Source organism: Microbacterium sp. BWT-B31, assembly GCF_041379855.1.
Lineage (GTDB): Bacteria > Actinomycetota > Actinomycetes > Actinomycetales > Microbacteriaceae > Microbacterium.
This window is the reverse complement of the sequence record NZ_JBFECU010000001.1, coordinates 585,000-607,914: the sequence shown is the minus strand read 5'-3', so window position 1 is coordinate 607,914 and position 22,915 is coordinate 585,000. Positions and strand designations below refer to the sequence as shown.

General features: G+C 71.8%; 21 protein-coding genes. 13 read left to right on the top strand and 8 right to left on the bottom strand.

The window, feature by feature from the left end; all coding sequences use genetic code 11:
* Positions 1-7: 7 nt before the first annotated feature.
* From AB1K54_RS02620 to AB1K54_RS02610, 3 genes are all read right to left on the bottom strand, one after another.
* A complete protein-coding gene (locus AB1K54_RS02620) occupies positions 8-1,144 on the bottom strand; it encodes a 5-(carboxyamino)imidazole ribonucleotide synthase (protein WP_371201135.1) in 1,137 nt (378 codons plus the stop codon).
* 58 nt (positions 1,145-1,202) lie between these two features.
* Positions 1,203-1,769, bottom strand: a complete 567-nt coding sequence (locus tag AB1K54_RS02615) for a PH domain-containing protein (RefSeq protein WP_371201134.1) — start codon at positions 1,767-1,769, stop codon at positions 1,203-1,205.
* A gap of 137 nt (positions 1,770-1,906) precedes the next feature.
* A complete protein-coding gene (locus tag AB1K54_RS02610; protein ID WP_371201133.1) occupies positions 1,907-2,701 on the bottom strand; it encodes a biotin--[acetyl-CoA-carboxylase] ligase in 795 nt (264 codons plus the stop codon).
* A 100-nt stretch (positions 2,702-2,801) separates the two neighbouring features.
* Between AB1K54_RS02610 and AB1K54_RS02605 the strand changes: the two genes are divergently transcribed.
* Both AB1K54_RS02605 and AB1K54_RS02600 read left to right on the top strand, forming a co-directional pair.
* Positions 2,802-4,400, top strand: coding sequence for an acyl-CoA carboxylase subunit beta (locus tag AB1K54_RS02605; RefSeq protein ID WP_371201132.1), 1,599 nt, complete (start codon positions 2,802-2,804; stop codon positions 4,398-4,400).
* Positions 4,397-4,645 carry an acyl-CoA carboxylase subunit epsilon gene (locus AB1K54_RS02600; RefSeq protein WP_371201131.1) on the top strand — a complete coding sequence of 83 codons (249 nt, stop codon included), beginning with the start codon at positions 4,397-4,399 and terminating at the stop codon, positions 4,643-4,645. The genes AB1K54_RS02605 and AB1K54_RS02600 overlap by 4 nt, the downstream gene beginning before the upstream one ends.
* Before the next feature lie 295 nt (positions 4,646-4,940).
* Here the strand turns inward: AB1K54_RS02600 and AB1K54_RS02595 are convergent, their stop codons facing one another.
* From AB1K54_RS02595 to AB1K54_RS02580, 4 genes are read right to left on the bottom strand one after another with little or no spacing between them, the layout of a single operon-like run.
* Complete coding sequence (locus AB1K54_RS02595) at positions 4,941-6,017, bottom strand: hypothetical protein (protein WP_371201130.1); 1,077 nt, start codon at positions 6,015-6,017, stop codon at positions 4,941-4,943.
* Complete coding sequence (locus tag AB1K54_RS02590; protein ID WP_371201129.1) at positions 6,014-7,267, bottom strand: sensor histidine kinase; 1,254 nt, start codon at positions 7,265-7,267, stop codon at positions 6,014-6,016. Before AB1K54_RS02590 ends, AB1K54_RS02595 begins: the two co-directional genes overlap by 4 nt.
* The gene (locus AB1K54_RS02585) at positions 7,260-7,937 is read right to left on the bottom strand and encodes a response regulator (protein WP_371201128.1); all 678 of its coding nucleotides are present in this window, start codon (positions 7,935-7,937) and stop codon (positions 7,260-7,262) included. The genes AB1K54_RS02590 and AB1K54_RS02585 overlap by 8 nt, the downstream gene beginning before the upstream one ends.
* A 9-nt stretch (positions 7,938-7,946) precedes the next feature.
* Positions 7,947-9,323, bottom strand: coding sequence for a class I SAM-dependent RNA methyltransferase (locus tag AB1K54_RS02580; protein ID WP_371201127.1), 1,377 nt, complete (start codon positions 9,321-9,323; stop codon positions 7,947-7,949).
* Between the two features lie 157 nt (positions 9,324-9,480).
* Between AB1K54_RS02580 and AB1K54_RS02575 the strand changes: the two genes are divergently transcribed.
* Together AB1K54_RS02575 and AB1K54_RS02570 are read left to right on the top strand one after the other, a co-directional pair.
* The gene (locus AB1K54_RS02575; RefSeq protein WP_371201126.1) at positions 9,481-10,155 is read left to right on the top strand and encodes a nucleoside triphosphate pyrophosphatase; all 675 of its coding nucleotides are present in this window, start codon (positions 9,481-9,483) and stop codon (positions 10,153-10,155) included.
* 106 nt (positions 10,156-10,261) lie between these two features.
* Positions 10,262-12,028 (top strand): biotin carboxylase N-terminal domain-containing protein, encoded by a 1,767-nt coding sequence (locus AB1K54_RS02570; RefSeq protein WP_371201125.1) that lies wholly within the window; start codon positions 10,262-10,264, stop codon positions 12,026-12,028.
* A gap of 211 nt (positions 12,029-12,239) precedes the next feature.
* Here AB1K54_RS02570 and AB1K54_RS02565 read toward each other — a convergent pair whose 3' ends face one another.
* Positions 12,240-13,688, bottom strand: a complete 1,449-nt coding sequence (locus AB1K54_RS02565; protein WP_371201124.1) for an NAD(P)H-quinone dehydrogenase — start codon at positions 13,686-13,688, stop codon at positions 12,240-12,242.
* A gap of 75 nt (positions 13,689-13,763) precedes the next feature.
* Between AB1K54_RS02565 and AB1K54_RS02560 the strand changes: the two genes are divergently transcribed.
* The 9 genes from AB1K54_RS02560 (at position 13,764) to AB1K54_RS02520 (ending at position 22,861) form a co-directional block, all read left to right on the top strand.
* The gene (locus tag AB1K54_RS02560; RefSeq protein WP_371201123.1) at positions 13,764-14,597 is read left to right on the top strand and encodes a purine-nucleoside phosphorylase; all 834 of its coding nucleotides are present in this window, start codon (positions 13,764-13,766) and stop codon (positions 14,595-14,597) included.
* Positions 14,594-16,309 carry a phospho-sugar mutase gene (locus AB1K54_RS02555; RefSeq protein ID WP_371201122.1) on the top strand — a complete coding sequence of 572 codons (1,716 nt, stop codon included), beginning with the start codon at positions 14,594-14,596 and terminating at the stop codon, positions 16,307-16,309. Before AB1K54_RS02560 ends, AB1K54_RS02555 begins: the two co-directional genes overlap by 4 nt.
* Before the next feature lie 48 nt (positions 16,310-16,357).
* Positions 16,358-16,942 (top strand): GNAT family N-acetyltransferase, encoded by a 585-nt coding sequence (locus AB1K54_RS02550; protein ID WP_371201121.1) that lies wholly within the window; start codon positions 16,358-16,360, stop codon positions 16,940-16,942.
* A gap of 252 nt (positions 16,943-17,194) precedes the next feature.
* Entirely contained in the window at positions 17,195-17,539 is a 345-nt protein-coding gene (locus AB1K54_RS02545) for a PTS sugar transporter subunit IIB (protein ID WP_371201120.1), read from the top strand.
* A gap of 36 nt (positions 17,540-17,575) precedes the next feature.
* Positions 17,576-17,851: an HPr family phosphocarrier protein gene (locus AB1K54_RS02540; RefSeq protein ID WP_371201119.1), complete on the top strand. Its 276-nt coding sequence runs from the start codon at positions 17,576-17,578 to the stop codon at positions 17,849-17,851.
* Between the two features lie 4 nt (positions 17,852-17,855).
* A complete protein-coding gene (gene ptsP / locus AB1K54_RS02535) occupies positions 17,856-19,544 on the top strand; it encodes a phosphoenolpyruvate--protein phosphotransferase (RefSeq protein WP_371201118.1) in 1,689 nt (562 codons plus the stop codon).
* Between the two features lie 32 nt (positions 19,545-19,576).
* Positions 19,577-21,163 (top strand): PTS mannitol transporter subunit IICB, encoded by a 1,587-nt coding sequence (locus tag AB1K54_RS02530; protein ID WP_371201117.1) that lies wholly within the window; start codon positions 19,577-19,579, stop codon positions 21,161-21,163.
* A 100-nt stretch (positions 21,164-21,263) separates the two neighbouring features.
* Positions 21,264-21,701 carry a PTS sugar transporter subunit IIA gene (locus tag AB1K54_RS02525; protein ID WP_371201116.1) on the top strand — a complete coding sequence of 146 codons (438 nt, stop codon included), beginning with the start codon at positions 21,264-21,266 and terminating at the stop codon, positions 21,699-21,701.
* Positions 21,701-22,861 carry a mannitol-1-phosphate 5-dehydrogenase gene (locus AB1K54_RS02520; protein ID WP_371201115.1) on the top strand — a complete coding sequence of 387 codons (1,161 nt, stop codon included), beginning with the start codon at positions 21,701-21,703 and terminating at the stop codon, positions 22,859-22,861. The genes AB1K54_RS02525 and AB1K54_RS02520 overlap by 1 nt, the downstream gene beginning before the upstream one ends.
* Positions 22,862-22,915 lie beyond the last annotated feature (54 nt).

Sequence of the window (22,915 nt, the reverse complement as noted above, 5' to 3'; positions counted from 1 at the left end):
GGGGGCGTCAGTCCCCGAAGAACGATGCCGCGGCCCGCGCCTGGTAGGCGACGTCGTCGAGATCCTCGCCCGAGACGTTGACGTGGCCGACCTTGCGCCCCGGGCGGGGATCCTTGCCGTAGGTGTGGATCTTCGCGGCGGGGTGCTCGGTCATCGCGGCGGCGAAACGGGCGTCGAGCGAGTCGCTCTTCGGCCCGCCCAGGATGTTCACCATCACCGACCACGCCGCGCGCGGCGAGGGGTCTCCGAGCGGAAGGTCGAGCACGGCCCGCAGGTGCTGCTCGAACTGGCTCGTGACGGCCCCCTCCTGCGTCCAGTGGCCGCTGTTGTGCGGGCGCATCGCGAGCTCGTTGACGAGCACGCGCTCGTCGGCCGTCTCGAAGAGCTCGACCGCGAGCATCCCGGTGATCTCGAGGCCCTCGGCGATGCCGATGCCGATCTGGGCCGCGACGGCCTCGAGCCGCTCGGCCGTGTGCGGCGCGGGCGCGACGACCTCGGCGCAGACGCCGCCCTGCTGCACGGTCTCCACGACCGGGTACGCGCGCACCTCGCCCGAGGGGCGACGGGCCACTTGCTGCGCGAGCTCCCGACGAAAGTCGACGAGCTCCTCGGCGAGCAGCGCTCCCCCGCGTCCGTCCTCGGCGAGGGTGGTGAACCAGTCCTCGGCCTCGGTCGCGGCGCGCACCACCCGCACGCCCTTCCCGTCGTAGCCGCCGCGCGGGGTCTTCACCACGGCGGCGCCGTCGTGGTCGTCGAGGAAGGCCTGCAGCTGTTCGGCGTCGGTGACCGGCGCCCAGTCGGGCTGCGGCATCCCGAGCTGGCTGAGTCGCGCGCGCATCTCGAGCTTGTCCTGCGCGAAGCGCAGCGCATCGGGGCCGGGGCGCACGGCGACGCCCGCATCGACCAGCGCCGCCAGCACCTCCTGCGGCACGTGCTCGTGGTCGAACGTGATCACATCGACGTCGCGCGCGAACGCGAGCACCGTGTCTGCGTCGCGATAGTCGCCCACCGCCGTCGCCGCCAGCGCCGCGGACATGCCGGGCTGCTCGGCGAGCACCCGCAGTTCGATGCCGAGTTCGACCGCCGGCGCGATCATCATGCGGGCCAGCTGCCCGCCGCCGACGACTCCGACTCGCAACGCCATGGGGTTCCTTTCGTCACCCCCATCATTCCAGTCGGCCGGACGGCGCGCGTCCGCACCGTCAGCCGGCGCCCCCCTCGGCGTCCTGCACGAGCGGGAGTGACTGCGCATCGCGGTGCGCGAGGATCTGGTTGACCTCGACCTGGTCGACGAGCGCTTCGTGCACGAGCATCGCGCTGGGCACGTTCACCAGTTGCAGCGGCTCGTCCACGCCGTTGGCGAGCGTGAGCGTGCCGGCACCCCACATGCGCTGCAGGATGCTGCGGCGCAGCCCGATCGAATACCCGCGGACATGCTCGTACTCACGCCGGCGCTGCCCGAACATTCCCGAACGCACGATGACCCGGCGCGTGGTGATGAGGTAGGTGCGGGTCCACCACGACACGAACGGCCACACGACGGCGACCAGCACGATCGCTCCCGCGGCGGCCGGCAGCACCCAGTTCTCGAGTCCCGCAGGGGGGTTGCCGAAGAAGTAGCCGACCGCGCCCGCGGCCGCCATCAGCACCAGCGCCGACCAGAACAGCCCCCGCGCATGCCCTCGGAACCGCGCCACCCGCAGTTCGGGAGTAGGCGCGCCCGCGGCCGGGGCGATGGGCCGCCCGCCGTACGCGATCGGCTGGGTCATGCATCCATTGTGGGGCGGGGCGCCGACATCGCCGCTCTCACCCGCCGTTGTGTTACGTGCCCGCGCGCGGGCGCGAACGACGATCGATGCCGCATCCCGGCCGCGCTCGCGCGCTGACCACCGCCCGGGGCCTTCGGTCAGCGCACGTGCACGACGTCCCCGGCGGCGACGGCGGTCTCGCCCAGCCCCGCGACCACGACCAGGCGTCCCTCGGTGTCGATGCGCTGCGCCCGGCCGCGAAGCTCGGTGCCGTCCGGCAGCGACACCACGACGTTCCTCCCGAGCGTCGCGCACAGCGCCTCGAGCTCGCCGAGCACGCCCGCGGCGGCGGCATCCCCGCCCGTCGCCGTCAGCGCGCGCAGCTGCTCGTCGAGCGCGGCCACATAGTCCGCGAGAAGCCGGTCGGAGTCGACCTTGAGGCCGGCGAGCGCGAACGAGGTCGCCGTGGCGACCGGCAGCTGGTCGGCGGTCATGGCGGTGTTGACCCCGGCCCCCACGACGATCGCGTCGGAGGTTCCCGCGACGGCTTCGGCGAGGATGCCGCACAGCTTGCCGCCGTCCAGCAGCACGTCGTTGGGCCACTTGAGCCCCACCCCGTGCGCCGAGCCGGCGACCTGCGCGGCGACCGCGCGCGTGAGCGCCGCCCCCGCCACGAGCGGGACCCAGCCGCGGGCTCGCGGCGGGATGCCGCCCACGCGCACGAGCACCGACACCGCCAGCCCCGAGCCGGCGGGCGCCTCCCACGAGCGGTCGAGGCGCCCGCGACCCGAGCGCTGGTCGTCGGTGACGAGCACCGACAGGTGCGGCCACGCGGCGGGGTCCTGCGACACGGCGCGCACGAGGTCGGCGTTGGTCGACCCTGTCGACAGGACCGCCTCGAGACGTGCGGCGACAGAGGCGGTCAGGGGCAGATCGGCGGCGACGAGCGGCATGGCCACACCTTACGCGGCATCGGTCCGCCAGATCGCGAACAGCGGATGCCCCGACCCCTTGTGCAAACCCTCCAAGGCGCGGGCGAGGCGCGCCGATAGGGTGGAACGCGTGACCGAAGCGCCCGACCTCTCCACGACCGCCGGCAAGATCGCCGACCTGCGCGCGCGCTACCAGGAGGCGGTCCTCGATGCCGAGGCCGCCGCGCAGCACAAACAGCACGCGAAGGGCAAGGGCACCGCGCGCGAGCGCATCGAACTGCTCGTGGACCCGGGCAGCTTCGTCGAGCTCGACGAGTACGTCCGGCACCGCACGAGCGCGTTCGGCATGGATCGCTCGCGTCCGTACGGCGACTCGGTCGTCACCGGAGTCGGCACGATCCACGGCCGCACCGTCGCGGTGTACTCGCAGGACTTCTCGACCTTCGGCGGGTCGCTCGGCGAGGTGGCCGGCGACAAGATCATCAAGGTCATGCAGTTCGCGCTCAGAAGCGGCATCCCCATCGTCGGAATCCTCGACTCGGGCGGCGCCCGCATCCAGGAGGGCGTGGTCGCCCTCGGCAAGTACGGCGAGATCTTCCGCCTGAACACGCAGGCCTCGGGGGTCATCCCGCAGATCTCGATCATCATGGGTCCGGCCGCGGGGGGCGCGGTGTACTCCCCCGCCCTCACCGACTTCGTCGTGATGGTCGACAAGACCAGCCAGATGTTCGTCACCGGTCCCGACGTGATCAAGACCGTCACCGGCGAGGACGTCGGCATGGAAGAGCTCGGCGGCGCCTACACGCACAACACCCGCTCGGGAGTCGCCCACTACCTCGCCGAAGACGAGGACGACGCGATCGACTACGTCCGCACGATGCTCGGATTCCTGCCCGACAACAACATGGCCGAGCTCCCGGTCTATGAGACCGGGTTCGAGTTCGAGACGACGGATGCCGATCGCACGCTGAACACCGTCATCCCCGACTCCCCCAACCAGCCCTACGACATGCACCAGGTGATCCGCGGCATCGTCGACGCCGAGGACTTCCTCGAGGTGCAGCCGCTGTTCGCGCCGAACATCGTCATCGGGTTCGGCCGCATCGAGGGCCGCTCGGTGGGCATCATCGCCAACCAGCCGTCGCAGATGGCCGGCACGCTGAACATCGAGGCCGGCGAGAAGGCGAGCCGCTTCGTGCGGTTCTGCGACGCGTTCTCGATCCCGATCGTGACCCTCGTCGATGTGCCCGGCTACCTTCCCGGCACCGACCAGGAGTGGACCGGCGTCATCCGCCGCGGCGCGAAGCTGCTGTACGCGTACGCCGAGGCGACCGTGCCGCTGGTGACGGTGATCCTGCGCAAGGCGTACGGCGGCGCGTACATCGTGATGGGCTCCAAGCAGCTCGGCGCCGACATCAACCTCGCCTGGCCCACGGCCGAGATCGCCGTGATGGGCGGCCAGGGCGCGGTGAACATCCTCTATCGCGGCGAGATCAAGCGAGCAGAAGAGGCGGGAGAGGATGTCGCGGCCGTGCGCACGCGGCTCGCCAACGAGTACACCTACAACGTCGCCTCCCCCTTCCTCGCCGCCGAGCGCGGCGAACTCGACGGCATCATCGAGCCGGCGCAGACCCGCGTGTCGGTCGCGAAGGCGCTGCGGGCCCTGCGCGGCAAGCGCGCGAGCCTGCCGCCCAAGAAGCACGGGAACATTCCGCTGTGACCGTCGTCGAGCCGCAGGCGACACCTGATGCGATCTCGGTCGAGGTGCTCAAGGGCGACCCGACCGAGGAGGAGCTGGCCGCACTGGTCGCCGTGGTGTCGGAGTCCTATGCCGCCGAGGCGGGCGACGCCGTCGCCGACGAGACGACGGCCGTATCGGCGTGGGCGGTGACGCAGCGATCGATGCGCCAGCCGCTCGCCCGCGAGCTGGGCTGGGTCCGCGGCGCCACGTCGTGGCAGGGCTGAACGCTCTCACAGCATTCTCGGGGGATTTGTCCCCCGAAATACCTACATACGGGCGCGTTGAGAACGCTCATACTTGAACTGCTGGAACGCTCTGCGTTCGGCTGACCTGCCCACCGAATCTCGGTGACGGTCAGGTTCGGCCACCGCGAATGGTTTTCGGGTAACCATTCGCAGGCGAGGGGCGGGCGGCTTCGCCGCCCCTCGCCCTTTAGACTTCCGGTTCTCCGCTCCCCGTCCTCGGCTCCCCTCCCCCGCCGGGACGGGGAGCGCGGGCGCGCGGGCTCAGCTTGCCCGTTCAGGCCGGTTGGTCGCAGCCCGGGAACGGGATCTCGAGCCAGAGGTCGACGGCATCCTCGTCCGAATGCCCGTCGGCGACCGCCGACCTGCCGACGACCGTCACCGCGACCCGCTCGTGCGGCGAGGTGCGGATGTAGATGCGGTCCGAGCGGGCGGTGGCGAGCGTCTGCGCGAGCTGGGCGCGGATCTGGGCCAGCCCGGCCTCGTCCACGCCGTCCAGCCCGCCCTCGTCGAGCAGGGTCACCGTCGCGCCGCGACGGCGCGCGCGCTCGAGCTCGGCGTGCACGTCGTCGTCGAGCAGTCGCGGGCCGCGCATCTCGTCGCGCAGCCGCCCCTCGGCCAGCCGCGCCTGCAGCCGCTCGTTCTCATCGAGGTCGCCGGCCGTCGCAACCGCGCGCATGAGCACGGGACCGGCGACCACGAGTGCCCGCTGCACCTGCACGCGACGCTCGCGCCGCCGCCCCGCGTGCGAGGCCTGCCAGGCCGAAGCGGCGCGCTGCAGCGCCGCCAGACGCGAGGTGTCGCGCGCGGCCCGGTCGATCGACCCGAGAAGCAGCTGCGCGGCCCCCACCCACAGGATCGAGCCGGTGAGCCCCAGCAGAAACGCGTCCACGGTTCCCAGCCAGGCAACTGACCCCACGACCAGCGCGAGCGTGCCCAGCCACGCGAACCACGGCTGGCGGCGCACCATCACGATCGTCATGAGCGCTCCGATGCCGCCCAGATACCACGTGGTGAACGAGGCGGACACCAGATGCTCGCCGGCCGCGAGCGATACCGCGCTCGGGACGGCGAGGGCGCACACCAACGCGGCGAGCGCGGCCCACATCGGCAGCTTGGAGGGGCCGCGACCCGTCAGCGACGTGTTCTCGTAGCTCTCCTGCGCCGCCGGCCTTTCGTCGCGCGGGCTCGACTGGAGGAAGATGCACAACCAGGTGACCACGAGGTACACCGCGAAGGCGAGCACCATCAGCACGGGCCAGCGGATCGGCTCCGACCACACCAGGCCCCGCACCGCGAGGTAGGCGGTGAAGGCCACGCCCAGTCCCGCCAGAACGTTGCGCACACTGATCACGGCGCGCCCTCCGCCGGCCAGTCCAGCCGCACCCTCGTGCCCGAGGAGTCCGACGCGATCTCAGCGATGCCCCCCACCGCGCCGACCCTCGCAACGACCGAGCCTCGCAGACCGAGCCGGTCGGCCGGGACCAGGTCGAGGTCGAAGCCCGCTCCGGTGTCGCTCACCTCGATGTGCACGCGACTGGGGGCCGCCGACGCCTGCACCGAGACCCTGAGGCCGGCCGCGCCCGCGTGCTGCGCGGAGTTGGCGATGGCCTGCGTCGCCGCCAGCGACAGCGCCCGGGCGACCCGGCCCGGGATCGTGCCGGCGTGGGCGTCGATGCGCTGCTCGACGAGGACATCCAAGCCGAACTCCACCAGCGCCGCGTCGATCTCGGCGACGATGTGCAGCGCGTCCCACGGCGCGTCCGCGCCCTCTTCGACACCGGACTCGGTGTTCGCCAGCCGGGTCAGCGCCTCGCGGGCCATCGTCGCGGCCAGCCCCCGCTCGCGCGGCGACCGGGCGCGCTCGACCGCGATGAGGGCGGCCAGGACGCTGTCGTGCATGAGCGCCGCCACCGCGACGCGCTCCTCTTCGGCCGCATCCGCCGCCGCCGCCTCGGCATAGGACGACACCGCCCGCTCCCGCGTCTCGTCGACGTGCGACGCGATGGCCCGAAACAGCCACCCGAGGGTGACGAGCATGCCGCCGAGGATCAGCGCGAACGACACATCGAGCCCGACCGTGAGCACGCTGCTCAGATCGCCCCGCGCGGTCACCACGCGCACGATCCCGAACAGCAGCGGGACCAGTGCCGCCCACGCGATCTGCAGCGGAAGGGGAAACGCGAGCGCCGCCGACACGGTCGCGACGTTGACGAGATACCAGATCCACGGCTCCGCGCCGTCCGACACGGTCGCGCCGGAGGCTGCGGCCGGCCACAGCATCAGCAGCACGACGTACGCGACGGCGAACGTTCCCGCGAACGCCCGCACCGCGCGTCCGACCGCGCACGCGGTGAGCATCATCACGAGCGGCACGAACGCGATGATCACCAGCGGAACGCGCCAGGAGTCGGTCATGTCGTCAGAGACCAGGGCGGCCAGGAACGCCTGCAGGCCGAGGGCGAGGCATCCGAGTGCCACGACCAGCGACATCGCGCGATTGATGCGCCGGCGGGTGAACGAGCCCAGCCCCGAGGTCGATCCGTGCGCGGACGGGATCTGGCCCCACGCGCGGTCGAGCGCCCCGCGAGAGCTGTCAGCCACGGAGCGGGTCCGCGCCCGAGCCGTCGACGGCGTCGCTGAGGATGCCGTCCTCCATCGCCCGTCGCAGCAGGTCGACCTTGGTCGGGGCGGGGCGTCCGACCTCGACGTACTTCACGCGCACGCGGGTGATGTTCTCTTTCGCCGTCGAGTACGCCACGCCGAGGCGATCGGCCACGGCCTTGAGCGGGAGTCCCGCCGCGTACAGGCGCAGCACATCGCGCTCGCGCGCCGACAGCTGCGCGTCGGCGAACGCGCGGTCGCCTTCGACGGCGCTGGCCCACTCGACGTTGTTCAGCGGCTCGCCGAACGCGACCGTGCGGATCGCCGCGATCACGTCGTCGATGGGCGACGCCTTGCTCACGATGCCCGCAGCCCCGGCCGCGAGCGCCTCACGCACTGCCGCGGGCCGGTCGGCGACGCTGTGGATGATGACGCTGGACCCGTCGGTGACCACGCGACGCACGTTCTCGGTCACCGTCGTGCCGTCGCCGAGGGTCAGATCGAGCACGACCACGTCGGCGGGAGGAGCCGCGTTCGACACGCGCCAGCCCAGGTAGGCGGTGACCGTGCTGCCCGAGAACACGACGTTCGTCGTGGGCTCTCGCAGGCACGCCGCTTCGAGCCCGAGTCGCACGGACTCGTGGTCGTCGATCAGGGCGACCCGCGTCATGCGCACAGCCTAGCGATCGGCGTGCGCGCGGGAGAGCACCGCGACGGCCTCCATATGGTGCGAGTTCGGAAACAGGTCCACGGCGTGGACGGCGGGCGTCTCGTACCCGGCCTCACGGAAGGTGGCAAGATCCCGCGCGAGCGCCACGGGGTCGCACGCGACGTACACCACGGTGTCGGGCCACAGCGACGCCACACCCTCGACGACATCGCGTCCCGCGCCGGTGCGCGGCGGGTCGAGCACGACGACACCGCGCGACAGCCGCTCGCGTTCGGCGACGGATGCCTCGGCCCCGAGCCGCGCGATCCAGCGGTCCACCCGCCCGGTCTCGGCGCGCGCGCCGACCCATTCGGCGAGGTTCTCGCCGGCGTGCTCGGTCGCGCGCGGGTCGGACTCGACGCTCGTCACGCGCGTCGAGGCGCCGCCGAGGTCGCCGAGGGTCGCGGCGAACAGTCCGACGCCGCCGTAGAGGTCGAGGTGCCACGCGTCGGGGTCGATCGCCGGCCCCTCGGGGCGGGCCTGGCGAAGGAGCGACGCCACCAGCGTGGAAAGAGTGTGCGCGGCGAGGCGGTGCACCTGCCAGAAGCCGCCCGCGTCGAGGCGGAACTGGCGATCGTGGACGCGCTGGCGGATGACCTCGCGCGCCGGATCACGCCGCGCGGGGATCGTCGCGGGGACCGTGGACCGAGGCACACGGCCGCCCTGGCGCCCGTGCCGCTTGTCGCGCGGGGCGCGCTCCGGGCGCTCGATCACGCGAACCGGTCCGTCGGAGGGCTGCACCAGGTCGATGCGGCCGGGTTTGGCATCGCGCAGCTCTCGCGCGATGCGCTCCACCTCGCTCGTGGCGAGCGGATGGCCATCGACCTCGACCACGCGGTGGCTGCGCGCCGCGTACGGACCGATGCGGCCGTCTGCGTCGACGTGCAGGCTCACCCGCGTGCGCCACCCCGTGCCGTCAGCAGACTCGTGGGCGACGACGCCCGCGCCCGACTCCTCGGAGAACGCCGGACGCATGGTGACCGGAACCTGCAGCCGGCCGATCCGCTCCAGGGCGTCCCTCAGCACCTGCGTCTTCAGGTCGCGCTGCGCGTCGAGCCGGATGTGGCCGAAGTCCGCGCCGCCGGGGCGCTCTTCGGGCGCGACGTCGATGTCGGCCTGACGCCACACGTGCCGCTGGCGATCGGGCGAGGCATCCAGCACCTCGAGGGCCTCGGCCCGCCAGAAGCGGCGCGTGTCGCCGGGGGCTGCATCCGTCAGTCTGGCTCGCACGCGCTCGCCGGGGATCGCGTCGGGGACGAAGACGACCCTGCCCTCGTGGCGGGCGACGAACACGCCGCCGTGCGCGACGCCGGTGATGTCGAGGTCGAGGTATCGGTCGGATGTCACCGTCCTACGATCCCACACGGCGCTGGGCCGCCCCGTGCCGAACTCAGGATCGGCGGCGACCGGCTCACCTGGCCGCCGCGACTTTCCGCGGGCGTGGGGCGCCCACCCGCGGATCGGTCCTGAGAACGGCACGGAGCCCGCGGGATAACGTGGGGGCATGCGTGTGTGCCTCGCCTCGACCTCTCCCGCCCGCCTGATGCTGCTGCGGCAGGCGGGCGTGGACCCGCTGACGGTCGCACCGGACGTCGACGAGGATGAGGTGGTCGCCGCCGTCGAGGCCGGCGAAGGGCGTACGCTCCGGCCCGACGAGCACGTGCTCCTGCTCGCGCGGCGCAAGGCCGCCGATGTCGCGGCGCGCCTGGCCGACGACGACCCCGGCTTCGACGGCGTCGTGATCGGCGGGGACTCCATGTTCGCCTTCGAGGGGGCGATCCTCGGCAAGCCCTACACGCCCGAGGTCGCAAGCGCGCGCTGGCGGGCGATGCGCGGCCGTTCGGGCGTGCTGCACTCCGGTCACGCGGTCGTGCGCGTGAGTCCCGGCGAGGCCGCGCGCGAGGCGCACGCGGTGGCCGAGGCATCGGTCTTCTTCACCGCTGACATGACGGATGCCGAGATCGACGCGTACGTCGCGACGGGTGAGCCCCTGCAGGTCGCGGGGGCCTTCACGATCGACAGTCTCGGCGGGCCTTTCATCGAGCGCGTGGAAGGGGATCCCTCGACGGTCGTCGGGATGTCGCTGTCGGCGCTTCGCCGACTCGTGCGCGAGGTCGGTGTGGACTGGACGGCACTGTGGCGCAGCGACGCCGAGGGCTCGGCGTCCGCGTCCGCCTAAGCATCCGCGATGAGCACCGAGCTTGTAGTTGGACGCCCACGTTTCTCGCGGCATCTTGTGCGATGCGGCCAAAGTCGCGGGGAGCCTGCTCGGTAGGCTGACACTCATGCCCGCTATCGCCAAGGTGCTCGTCGCCAACCGCGGCGAGATCGCCGTCCGCATCATCCGTGCCGCCCGCGACGCGGGCAAGCTCTCGGTGGCCGTGTACGCGGACCAGGACCGCGACGCGCTCCACACGCGCCTGGCCGATGAGGCGTTCGCGCTCGACGGCGCCACGAGCGCCGACACCTACCTGTCGATCGAGAAGATCCTCTCGGTCGCCCGCCGCTCCGGCGCCGACGCCGTGCACCCCGGCTACGGCTTCCTCGCCGAGAACGCAGGCTTCGCCCGCGCGGTGATCGCGGCGGGCCTTACCTGGATCGGCCCGTCGCCCGAGGCGATCGAAGCCCTCGGCGACAAGGTGACCGCGCGCGCCGTGGCCGAGAGGGTCGGCGCACCGCTCGCGCCGGGAACCCCCGGCCCCGTCGCCGGTGCCGCCGAGGTCGTCGCGTTCGCCTCCGAGGTGGGCCTGCCCATCGCGATCAAGGCCGCGTACGGCGGCGGCGGGCGTGGGCTGAAGGTCGCGCGCACGATCGACGAGATCCCCGAGCTGTTCGAGTCCGCCACCCGTGAGGCGATCACCGCTTTCGGCCGCGGCGAGTGCTTCGTCGAGAAGTATCTCGACAAGCCGCGTCACGTCGAGACGCAGTGCCTGGCCGATGCCGCGGGCACGGTCGTCGTCGTCTCGACGCGCGACTGCTCGCTGCAGCGCCGACACCAGAAGCTGGTCGAAGAGGCCCCCGCGCCCTTCCTCACCGACGAGCAGAACCGCATTCTGTACGAGGCGTCCAAGGCGATTCTGCGCGAGGTCGGCTATGTCGGAGCGGGCACGTGCGAGTTCCTCATCGGCGCCGACGGCACCATCTCGTTCCTCGAGGTGAACACGCGCCTGCAGGTCGAGCACCCGGTGTCCGAGGAGATCACCGGCATCGACCTCGTGCGCGAGCAGTTCCGCCTCGCCGAGGGCGGCTCGCTCGACGGCGACGACCCGACGCCCGAGGGCCACTCGATCGAGTTCCGCATCAACGGCGAGGACCCCGGTCGCGGGTTCCTCCCCCAGCCCGGCCCGATCCATGTGTTCAAGACGTTCGGCGGTCCCGGCATCCGCCTGGACTCCGGCGTCACCGCCGGCGACACCGTCTCGGGGGCCTTCGACTCGCTGCTCGCGAAGATCATCGTCACCGGCCGCGACCGCGCCGAGGCGCTCGAGCGCGCCCGCCGCGCGCTGGACGAGTTCGAGGTCGCGGGCCTTCCCACGGTGCTGCCGTTTCACCGCAAGGTCGTGCGCGACCCCGCCTTCACCGCCGAGGACGGCCGGTTCGGTGTGTACACGCGGTGGATCGAGACCGAGTTCGACAACGACATCGCCCCGTGGGACGGCGAGCTCGAGGCGCCCAAGCCCGCCGAGACGCGTCACACCGTGGTCGTCGAGGTCGCCGGTCGCCGGCTCGAGGTGAGCCTTCCCAACCGCATCGTCACCACGTCGGTCACCGCCGGGCGCCCCGCCGTGGTGCCGCCGTCGCGGCGCTCGCACACCACCGTCGCCACCGCGGGCGCGTCGGGCGACGCTGTGAAATCGCCCATGCAGGCCACGATCGTGAAGGTCGCCGTCGAGGAGGGCCAGCAGGTCGTCAAGGGCGACCTGGTCGTCGTGCTCGAGGCGATGAAGATGGAGCAGCCGATCCAGGCGCACAAGGACGGCGTGATCGGCACGATCGACGCCGACCCCGGCACGACCGTGTCGGCCGGGCACCAGCTGCTCACGATCTCGTAGTCGAGACCGGTGGCCGGGGCATCCGGTCTCTTCCCGCTCGCGCCGCTGCCCGCTGCGCCCCGCGCCGCATCTCATGTCGAGTACGCGGTCTCTCGCCGAGACACCGCGTTCTCGACGGGGATATCGGGGTTGCTCGGCGAGGAACCGCGGTTTCGACGAGGGATGCGTGCGCGCGGAGAGGGCGGGGAAGCGGGAGGGCCCGCACCCGGGGTCAGCCGCCGTACACCGTGTGGTCCACGACGTGCATCGCGCGCGCGGCATCGGTGATGCTGCCCGACAGAGACGGGTACACGGCGAACACGCGCGAGACCTGGTCGACGGTGAGGCGACGCTCGACGGCGATCGCGATCGGATAGATCAGGTCGGATGCCCGCGGCCCGACGATGACCCCGCCGATCACGGTTCCGCTGCCCTCGCGCGCGATGAGCTTGACGAAGCCGTCCTTGATGCCCATCATCTTCGCGCGCGGGTTCGCGGTGAGCGGCAGCTTGTGGCAGACGCCGTTGATGAGGCCGTTCGCGATGTCCTTCTCCTGCCAGCCGACCGTGGCGATCTCGGGAGCGGTGAAGATGTTCGACGTGATGCGCCGACGCTCGAGGGGGATCACGATGTCGCCGAGCGCGTGGAAGATCGCCGTGCGGCCCTGCATCGAGGCGACCGACGCGAGCGGCACGAACGTCGTGCAGTCGCCGGCGGCATAGATGTTCGGCACCGACGTGCGCGCGACGCGGTTCACCTGGATGTGCCCCGACTCGGTGAGCTGCACGCCGGCGGCCTCCAGCCCGATGCCTGCCGTGTTGGGGATCGAGCCGACCGCCATGAGGCAGTGGCTGCCCTCGACGGTGCGGCCGTCCGAGAGGGCGACGGTGACGCCGCCGCCGGTGTTCTCGACCTTTTCGGCACGCGACTTCGAGAGCACCGTCATGCCGCCACGCTTGAAGACCTTCTCGAGCACGGCCGCGGCATCCGCGTCCTCGCCGGGCAGCACCTGGTCACGGCTGGAGACCAGCGTGACCTTGGCGCCGAGGTTCATATAGGCGCCGGCGAACTCGGCCCCCGTGACCCCCGATCCGACCACGACGAGGTGCTCCGGAACCGCCGACATGCCGTACAGCTGCGTCCACGTGAGGATGCGCGCGCCGTCGGGCTTGGCGGTGGAAAGCTCGCGCGGCGAGGCGCCGACCGAGACCACGAGCGTGTCGGCCTCGATGCGATCGAAGTCGGTTCCCCCCGGGCCGGTCGAGACGACGACGGCGTTCTCTCCCTCGAGGCGGCCGTGCCCGGGGATGATGCGCACGCCGGCCTCGACGAGCGCGGCGCGCATGTCGTCGGACTGCTGGCGCGCCAGCGACAGCAGCCGCTTGTTGACGGCCGACAGGTTGATCGCGATCTCGGGCTTGAGGGGCTTGCCCTCCTTGCCCTTGGCGAACAGCTGCACGCCCAGGTCGCTCGCGCCGGCGATCGCGACCGCGGCGTCGGCGGTGGCGATGAGCGACTTCGACGGCACGACGTCGGTGATGACCGCCGCGCCGCCCACTCCGGCGCGCTCGACGAGCGTGACCTCGGCGCCGAGCTGCGCGGCGGCCAGTGCCGCCTCGTAGCCGCCCGGGCCCCCACCGATGATCGCGACGGACTGGGCGCGCTCGAAGCTCACTGACATGCCTCCATTCTCCCAGTCCGAGCGGCGGATGCGGCATCCGTGGCCCGTTCGCGCGCGCGGCGCTAGCGTGGGGGGATGCCGAATGCCATCGACAACCCCCTGAACGATCCCGCCGCCGACCCCTTCGAGGTCGCACAGCGCGCCGCGGAAGACATCGCGCGGCTCACGCACGTAGACCAGCACGACATCGCGCTCACCCTGGGCAGCGGCTGGGGGAAGGCCGCGGAGCTCATCGGCCAGACGACCGCCGAGATTCCGGCGACGCAGGTGACCGGCTTCGGCGCGGCCGCCGTCGTGGGTCATGCCGGAACGCTGCGCAGCATCCTGACCCCGCGCGGCAAGCGCGTGCTGGTGATCGGGTCGCGCACGCACTTCTACGAGGGCCACGGCGTGCGCCGCGTGGTGCACAGCGTGCGCGCCGCCGCCGCCACGGGCGCGCGGATCATGGTGCTGACCAACGGCGCCGGAGGCATCAAGACCACGTGGGGTCCGGGTCAGCCGGTGCTGATCAGCGACCACATCAACCTCACCGCAGCCACCCCGCTCGAAGGCCCGCGCTTCATCGACCTCACCGACCTGTACTCCACGCGCCTGCGCGACCTGGCCCGCACGATCCAGCCGGCGCTGGACGAGGGCGTCTACTGCCAGTTCTCGGGCCCCCAGTACGAGACTCCCGCCGAGGTGCGCATGGCCAAGGCCTTCGGCGGCCACATCGTCGGCATGTCGACGGCGCTCGAGGCGATCGCCGCGCGCGAGGCGGGCATGGAGATCCTCGGCCTCTCGCTCATCACGAACCTCGCGGCCGGCATCCAGACGACCCCTCTCAGCCACAAAGAGGTGATCGAGGCAGGCCACGCGGCCGAGCCCGTCATCTCGGGGCTGCTGGCCGGGATCGTGGGGGCGATGTGAGCGAAGAGTTGCTCGGCCGGGCGCGGGCATGGCTCGCGCAGGACCCCGACGGCCAGACCCGCGCCGAGCTGCGCGAGCTCATCGAACGCGCCGAGGCGGGCGACACGGATGCCGCAGCCGACCTCGACGACCGGTTCCGCGAGCGACTGCAGTTCGGCACCGCGGGGCTGCGCGGAGCGCTCGGCGCCGGCAGCAACCGCATGAACCGCGTGCTCGTCGCTCAGGCGGCGGCGGGCCTGGCGGCGTACCTGCTCGAGAAGGATGCCGCCGCGGCGGACGCCGACGGCGACGACGACGCCGCAGGTCCGCTCGTCGTGGTCGGCTACGACGGACGCCGCAACTCCGACGTGTTCGCCCGCGACTCGGCGGAGCTGTTCGCCGGCGCGGGGCTGCGCGTGGCGCTGCTGCCCAGACTGCTGCCGACTCCCGTGCTCGCCTTCGCGGTGCGACACCTGGATGCCGCGGCCGGCGTCATGGTGACGGCGAGCCACAATCCCCCCGACGACAACGGGTACAAGGTGTACCTCGGCGGCCACGACGACGGGTCGCAGATCGTCCCGCCCGCCGACGCCGCCATCGCCGCGCACATCGAGCGGATCGCCGCGGAGGGCGACATCAGCGCGCTGCCCCGCTCGGTCGCGTACGAGACGGCCCCGGAGTCGCTCGTGGACGCGTACGTCGAGGCCACCGCGCAGGTCGCGCCCGCGCCCGCGGGAGCCGAGGGTCTCACGTGGGTGTACACCGCGATGCACGGCGTCGGGTGGGAGACCCTGTCGCGCATCGTCGAGCGCGCCGGGTATCCGCAGCCGGCGACCGTGACGGCCCAGCTCGAGCCGGACGGCGCGTTCCCGACGGTGTCGTTCCCGAACCCCGAGGAGCCGGGGGCGATGGATCTGTCGTTCCAGACGGCCCGGGCCGCAGGCGCCGACCTCGTCATCGCCAACGACCCGGACGCCGACCGCCTCGCCGTCGCCGTACCCGACCGGGAGGCCGAAGGCGGCTGGCGACGGCTGACCGGCAATCAGGTCGGGCTGCTGCTGGGCTGGCGGGCCGCGCGGCGCGCCGCCGAGGAAGGCGCCGCCGAGGGCGCGTCGCTCGCGTGCTCGCTGGTGTCCTCGCCCGCCCTCGAGGCGGTGGCGGGCCACTACGGGCTGGACTTCCACGCCACGCTCACCGGATTCAAGTGGATCTCGCGCGCCCCCGGGCTCGTCTTCGGCTTCGAAGAGGCGCTCGGCTATCTCGTCAACCCCGGCACGGTGCGCGACAAGGACGGCATCTCGGCCGCCGTGGCGATCCTGGGGATCGTCGCCGAGGCCCGCGGCCGGGGCGCGACGCTCGATGACCTGCTCGCCGAGTTCGATGGGACCTTCGGCGCGTACGCGAGCGACCAGGTGTCGCTGCGCGTCGACGACGTGTCGACGATCGGCCGGATCATGTCAGCGCTGCGGGAGCGGCATCCGTCCTCCCTCGGTGGGATCGAGGTCGAGCGCGTCGACGATCTCGCCGCCGGGCTCGAGGGACTGCCGCCCACCGACGCGCTGAGCCTCGGCCTCGCCGGCGGCTCCCGCGCGATCGTGCGCCCGAGCGGCACCGAGCCCAAGCTCAAGGTGTACCTCGACGTGCGCGGCGATTCGCACGACGACGCCGCCGCCCGCGTGGCCGCGCTGGCTCAGGGCGTGCGGGACCTCCTCGACGATCTCGCCGGCAGGTGACCGGCGCCTCATGACGGCAGGCGCCGACGGGGGCAATAAGGTCGAACAATGCTGCTGACCGAACCGGTGACCCTCGCGAACGACCACGTGCGGCTCGAACCGCTCCAGTCCGGCCACGCCGCCGACCTCGCCGAGGCGACCGTGGGCCTCGAACACGCCTGGTACACGTCCGTGCCCATCGCCGACGGGATCGACGCCGATATCGCGCAGCGCCTCGCCTGGCAGAGCGAAGGGCACATGAACGCGTTCGCGGTGCGACGCCTCGACACCGGGCGCATCGTCGGCGAGACGACGTTGTGCAACATCGACCAGGCGAACCGGCACGTCGAGATCGGCCACACCTGGCTCGGCGTCCAGGCGCAGCGCACCTCGGTCAACACCGCCGCGAAGCTGCTCCTGCTCACCCACGCGTTCGAGACGTGCGACGCGATCGCCGTGGAGTTTCGCACCCACTGGCACAACCGCCAGTCGCGAGAGGCGATCGAGCGGCTGGGCGCCAAGCAGGACGGCGTGCTGCGCAACCACCGCCTCGGCCCCGACGCCACCCTGCGCGACACGGTCGTCTTCTCGATCCTCCCCCACGAGTGGCCCGCGGTGCGCCGAGGCCTGCAGGAGCGTCTTCGCCGCGGCTGAGCCCGCAGGAGCGTGCTCGCAGCGCCTGAGCCCGCAGGCGCGACACCACGCGAGGCACCCGGCATCCGTCACCGGCGCAGCACGAGCGCGGGCGTGCCGCACCACCACGACCGCCGCCCGCCGCTAGCGTGAGCGCAGGGGGCACGCGTTCGTCCGACCGTGCGCGCCCGTCGGCGATCTCGTCCCGCGCCGGCGCGGGGGTAGCGCGGACGGAGCGGGATCGCGACAATGGCGGCACAAGGAGGGCGATCGATGAGGATCCTGGTGGTCTGCGGTGCGGGGGCGTCGAGCACCTTCGTCGCGCAGCGGGTGCGGCACGCCGCCCAGGCGCACGGACTGCCCTACGTCGCGTTCGCCGGCACCGAGCGGTCGCTTCCGATCGACCTCGACGCCGCCGACGTCGTCCTGGTCGGCGCGCACCTGGCCGACGTGGTGCCGCGCATCGAGCGCGACGCCGCCGCACGCGGCACCACGGTCGTGGTGCTGCCCGCCGACATCTCGGACGATCTCGACGGCTCGCGCACCCTTGCGCTCATCCGCGCGGCGGTCGGAGACTTCGGGGGGACGCTTCCGGCGAACACTCCCTCACCCACGTGAACACGACGCATACCAGAGAACAGAGGAAGGCCTTTCATGACCGAGATCTCACGCACCGTCCGCATCGGCTCGTCGCACGGACTGCACGCCCGCCCCGCGAAGCTCTTCACGCAGGCGGCGAAAGATGCCGGCATCCCGATCACGATCGCCAAGGACTCGGGCACGCCCGTCAACGCGGCGAGCATCCTCGGCGTGATCTCGCTGGGCGCCGAGCACGGCGACTACGTCACGCTCACCGCTGACGGCGACAACGCCGAGGCCGTGCTCGACTCGCTCTCGGAACTGCTCACGACCGATCAGGACGAGGCGTAGCGCGATGCCCGAGGTGAGAGGAGTCGGGATCGGCCTGGGCGTGGCCCAGGGGCCGGTCGCCCGCATGGCCGAACACCTCCCGGAGCCGCCCGACGAGCACAGCGCCATCGGCGCCGTGGCCGAGATCGCTCGCGTGCGCGAGGCGGTCACGGCCGTGGCCCGCGAGCTCGAGGCGCGCGGCGCCGCGGCCGGCGGAAACGCGCAGGACGTGCTCGAGGCTCAGGCGATGATGGCCGAGGACCCCACGCTGCAGGAGCAGATCGACGCGGCGCTCGCACAGGGCAAGACCGGCGAGCGGGCCGTGTTCGAAGCGTTCGCGAGCTTCCGCGACCAGCTCACGGCCCTCGGCGGATACCTCGGCGAGCGCGCGGCGGACCTTAACGACGTCTCGCAGCGCGTCATCGCACACCTGCGCGGGCTTCCCGCTCCGGGCGTGCCCGATCCGGGGCATCCGTTCGTGCTCGTCGCGAAGGATCTGGCGCCCGCCGACACGGCCCTGCTCGACCTCGACAAGGTGCTGGCGGTCGTCACCAGCGACGGCGGGCCCACCTCGCACACCGCTATCCTCGCGCGCGGCAAGGGCATCGTCGCGATCGTGGGCGCAGCCGGCGCCGAAGATCTCGCCGACGGAGAGCTGGTGATCGTGGATGCCGCCTCCGGGGTGGTCACGACCGAGCCCACCGCCGACGAGCTCACGCGCGCGCAGAACCGCGCCCACGCGCGCGCGGCCGCGGCATCGGCCCCCATCACACCCGGCGCGCTCGCCGACGGCACCGCGGTGCCGCTGCTGGCCAACCTCGGCAACGCCAAGGGCGCGGCCGAGGCGGTCGCCCTCGGCGCCGAGGGCGTGGGCCTGTTTCGCACCGAGTTCCTCTTCCTCAGCGCGAGCCAGGCGCCCACCGTGGCGCAGCAGCGCGAGGCGTACGAGGAACTGCTCGCCGCGTTCCCCGGCAAGAAGGTCGTCGTGCGCGTGCTCGACGCCGGCGCCGACAAGCCGCTCGCGTTCCTCAACGACGCCCACGAGGAGAACCCCGCGCTGGGCCTGCGCGGCATCCGCGCCCTGCACGCGAGCGAGGACATCCTGCGCGAACAGCTCACGGCACTGGCAGAGGCCGATGCCGCCGCCCGCGCCGCGGGCGAAGGCGCCGACCTGTGGGTCATGGCGCCGATGATCGCGAACGTCGAGGAGACCGAGTACTTCACGGGGCTGGCCCGCGAGTACGGCATCCGCACCGCGGGGGTCATGGTCGAGGTGCCGTCCGCGGCGCTCATGGCCGATCGCATCCTCTCGGTCACCGACTTCGCCTCGATCGGCACGAACGACCTCACGCAGTACACGATGGCCGCCGACCGCCTGCTCGGATCGGTCGCGTCGTTCCAGGACCCGTGGCATCCGGCGGTGCTGAAGCTGATCCGATCGGTCGGCGACGCCGGCCGGCTCAACGGCAAACCCGTGGGCATCTGCGGCGAGGCGGCTGCCGATCCGCTCCTGGCGGTCGTGCTGGTCGGCCTCGGCGCCACGAGCCTGTCGATGGCTCCCACAGCGCTCGCCGACGTACGCGCGAGCCTGCTCGCGCACACCCTCGGCCAGGCGCGGGCGATCGCCGAAGCGGCCCTCGCGACCGACAGCGCCGCCGAGGCCCGGGCTGCCGCCCAGCACGCGGCATCCCCCACCAACTCCGCCGTGGCATAACAGGCCACGACGCGCGAGTAAGGAGACAAGCAATGTCAACTGCATCAGCACCAGCAACGGGCACCAGCAGGGCACGAATAGGAGTCCAGCGTTTCGGCACCTTCCTGTCCGGCATGATCATGCCGAACATCCCCGCGCTCATTGCGTGGGGCATCATCACGATGTTCTTCATTCCTGTCGGCTTCACTCCGAACGCGGACCTGTCCACTCTGGTCTTCCCGTTCATCCACTACGCCCTGCCGCTGCTGATCGCCTACACGGGCGGGAACATCGTCTACGGGGTCCGCGGCGGCGTCGTCGCCTCGATCGGCGTGATGGGCGCCATCGTGGGCTCGGACGTCCTGGTCGACAAGTTCAACGCGACCCTGCCGGAGGGCTCCGATCCGCTCGGGTACGTGCACATGTTCATCGGCGCGATGATCATGGCACCGCTGGCGGCGTACACCATGAAGTGGCTGGACGGCCTGTGGGAAGGCAAGATCAAGGCCGGCTTCGAGATGCTCGTCAACATGTTCTCCGCCGGCATCTGGGGCTTCGTCATGGTGATCATCGGGTTCTACCCGATCGCGTGGCTGGTCAACGGCATCATGCAGGTGCTCGGGAACGCGGTGAGCTGGCTGGTCGAGATGAACCTGCTGCCACTGACGAGCATCGTCATCGAACCGGCGAAGGTGTTCTTCCTCAACAATGCGATCAATCACGGCGTGCTCACCCCGCTGGGCCTGCAGCAGGCCGCGGACGAGGGCTCGTCGATCCTCTTCCTGCTCGAGGCGAACCCCGGACCGGGTGTGGGGCTGCTGCTCGCGTTCACGTTCTTCGGGATCGGTGCGGCACGCGCATCGGCGCCGGGAGCGGCGCTCATCCAGTTCGTGGGCGGCATCCACGAGGTGTACTTCCCCTACGCGCTGATGAAGCCGATGCTGATCCTCGCGCTCATCGCCGGCGGTGCGACGGGCGTCACCACGAACATGCTGCTCGGCGGCTCGCTCGCCGCTCCTGCCGCACCGGGGAGCATCATCGCCGTCACGGGGCAGGCGGTCAGCCCCGCCGCCGGCGGCGTGGGGAACCTCATGGTCGTGTACCTCTCGGTGTTCCTCGCGGCGGCGGTGACCTTCGTCATCTCGTGGGTCATCCTGCGGGCCTCGCGCAAGCGCGACCTGGCTGCGATGGCAGCCACCGACGACGCGTTCGGCGCGGCGATCACGCAGACCGAGGCGGCCAAGGGCAAGTCCTCCGACGCGCTCTCGGGCCTGCGCGGCGCCGCTGCGACGGCGACGGGGGCGGGCATCGAGCCCGCGACCATGACCGAGCGCGAGATCAAGAGCATCGTGTTCGCGTGCGACGCCGGAATGGGCTCGTCGGCGATGGGCGCGAGCGTGCTGCGCAACAAGATCAAGAAGGCCGGCATCGAGGACGTCACGGTCGTCAACAAGGCGATCGCGGCGCTGGATGCCTCGGCCGACCTGGTCATCACGCAGAACCAACTCACCGACCGGGCGCGCCAGAAGACACCGGACTCGATCCACGTGTCGGTAGACAACTTCATGAACTCCCCCCGGTACGACGAGGTCGTCGACCTCGTGCGCACCCAGCACGAGACGGGCGAACAGACGCCCTGACCCGAGACCGCCGCGAGGCCGGGACGGCGAGAGGCCCCCGGCCCCGCGGCCCTCGGGCAGCGGCATCCGCCCCACCCCGCTCAACAGAAAGGCAATCGACATGGCACGTGAGGTCCTCAGCATCGGACAGGTGCGGATCCACTCGGCAGGCGCGACGCGCGAGCAGGCGATGAAAGAGGCTGCGGACATCCTCGAGGCGGCGGGAGCGGTGACCTCGGCGTACTTCGACGCGATGCAGCAGCGTGAGGTGACCGTGTCGACCTACATGGGCAATGAGCTGGCCATCCCGCACGGCACGAACGAGACGAAGGACACGATCCTCGACTCGGCATTGTCGTTCGTGCGCTACGACGGCGGGGTCGACTGGGGAGGCGAACCGGTCACGTTCGTCGTGGGCATCGCCGGCAAGGGCGACGAGCACCTCGAGATCCTGTCGCGGATCGCGATCCTGTTCTCGGACGAGGACGAGGTCGAGAACCTCAAGACCGCGCAGACGCCCGAGCAGCTGTACGCCCTCGTCCAGGCGGCGGGCGTGTGATGAAGGCGGTCCACTTCGGGGCCGGCAACATCGGCCGAGGCTTCGTCGGCCTGCTGCTGCACGAGGGCGGGTACGAGCTGGTCTTCTCGGATGTCGTGGCCCCGCTCGTCGACGCGATCAACGCCGCCGACTCGTACACCGTGCACGCGGTGGGCGACGGCGGGAGCGACACGATCGTCACCGGTTTCCGCGCGATCAACAGCGCAGAGCACCCGGACGAGGTCATCGAAGAGATCGCCGGGGCGAATGTCGTCACGACCGCGGTGGGGCCCGCCGTGCTGCGGTTCGTCGCGCCGCTGGTGCTGTCGGGACTCGCTCTGCGAGATCCGTCGTCGCCGCCGCAGCAGATCATGGCGTGCGAGAACGCGATCGGCGCAACCGACACCCTGCGGGACGAGATCCGCACGCGGGCCGGCGACGCGTGGGACGCTCTGGCCAGCCGCGCGGTGTTCGCGAACACCGCCGTGGACCGCATCGTGCCGGCCCAGCCCGAGGGCGGCGGGGTCGACGTGACCGTCGAGCCGTTCTTCGAGTGGGCGATCGAGCAGGTCCCGTTCGGCGACGACCTGCCGAACATCCCCGCTGCGCACTTCGTCGACGACCTCGCGCCGTACATCGAGCGCAAGCTCTTCACGGTCAACACCGGCCACGCCACGACGGCGTATTTCGGCGCGCAGGCCGGGGTCGAGAAGATCTCGGACGCCCTCGCCGACGAGGCCATCACGGCGCGCGTCGAAGCCGCGCTCGCAGAGACCTCGGCGCTGCTGGCGGCCAAGCACGGGCTCGACCCCGCCGCCCTGGCCCAGTACCGGGCGACGATCCTGAACCGGTTCCGCAATCCCGCGCTCCCCGACACGGTATGGCGGGTGGGACGCCAGCCGCTGCGCAAGCTGTCCCGCAACGAGCGGTTCGTGGGCCCGGCGGCCGAGGCGGCCGAGCGCGGGCTGGCGGTGGACGCCCTGGTGGCGGCGATGGGCGCGGCGCTCGCGTTCGAGGACGACGAAGACGCCCAGTCAGTCGACCTGCAGCGGCTGATCCGCGAGCGGGACGCGGCATCGTTCACCACCGCCGTCATGGGGCTCGAACCCGACCATCCGCTGTTCGCCCAGGTGCGCGACGTCGTCGCAGCCCGGCAGGAGGAGCTCGGCGTGGCCGGTTGAGGCGGCCGACGCGGTGCTTCCGGTCGACACGGGCTAGCATCGTGTCACCGCAAC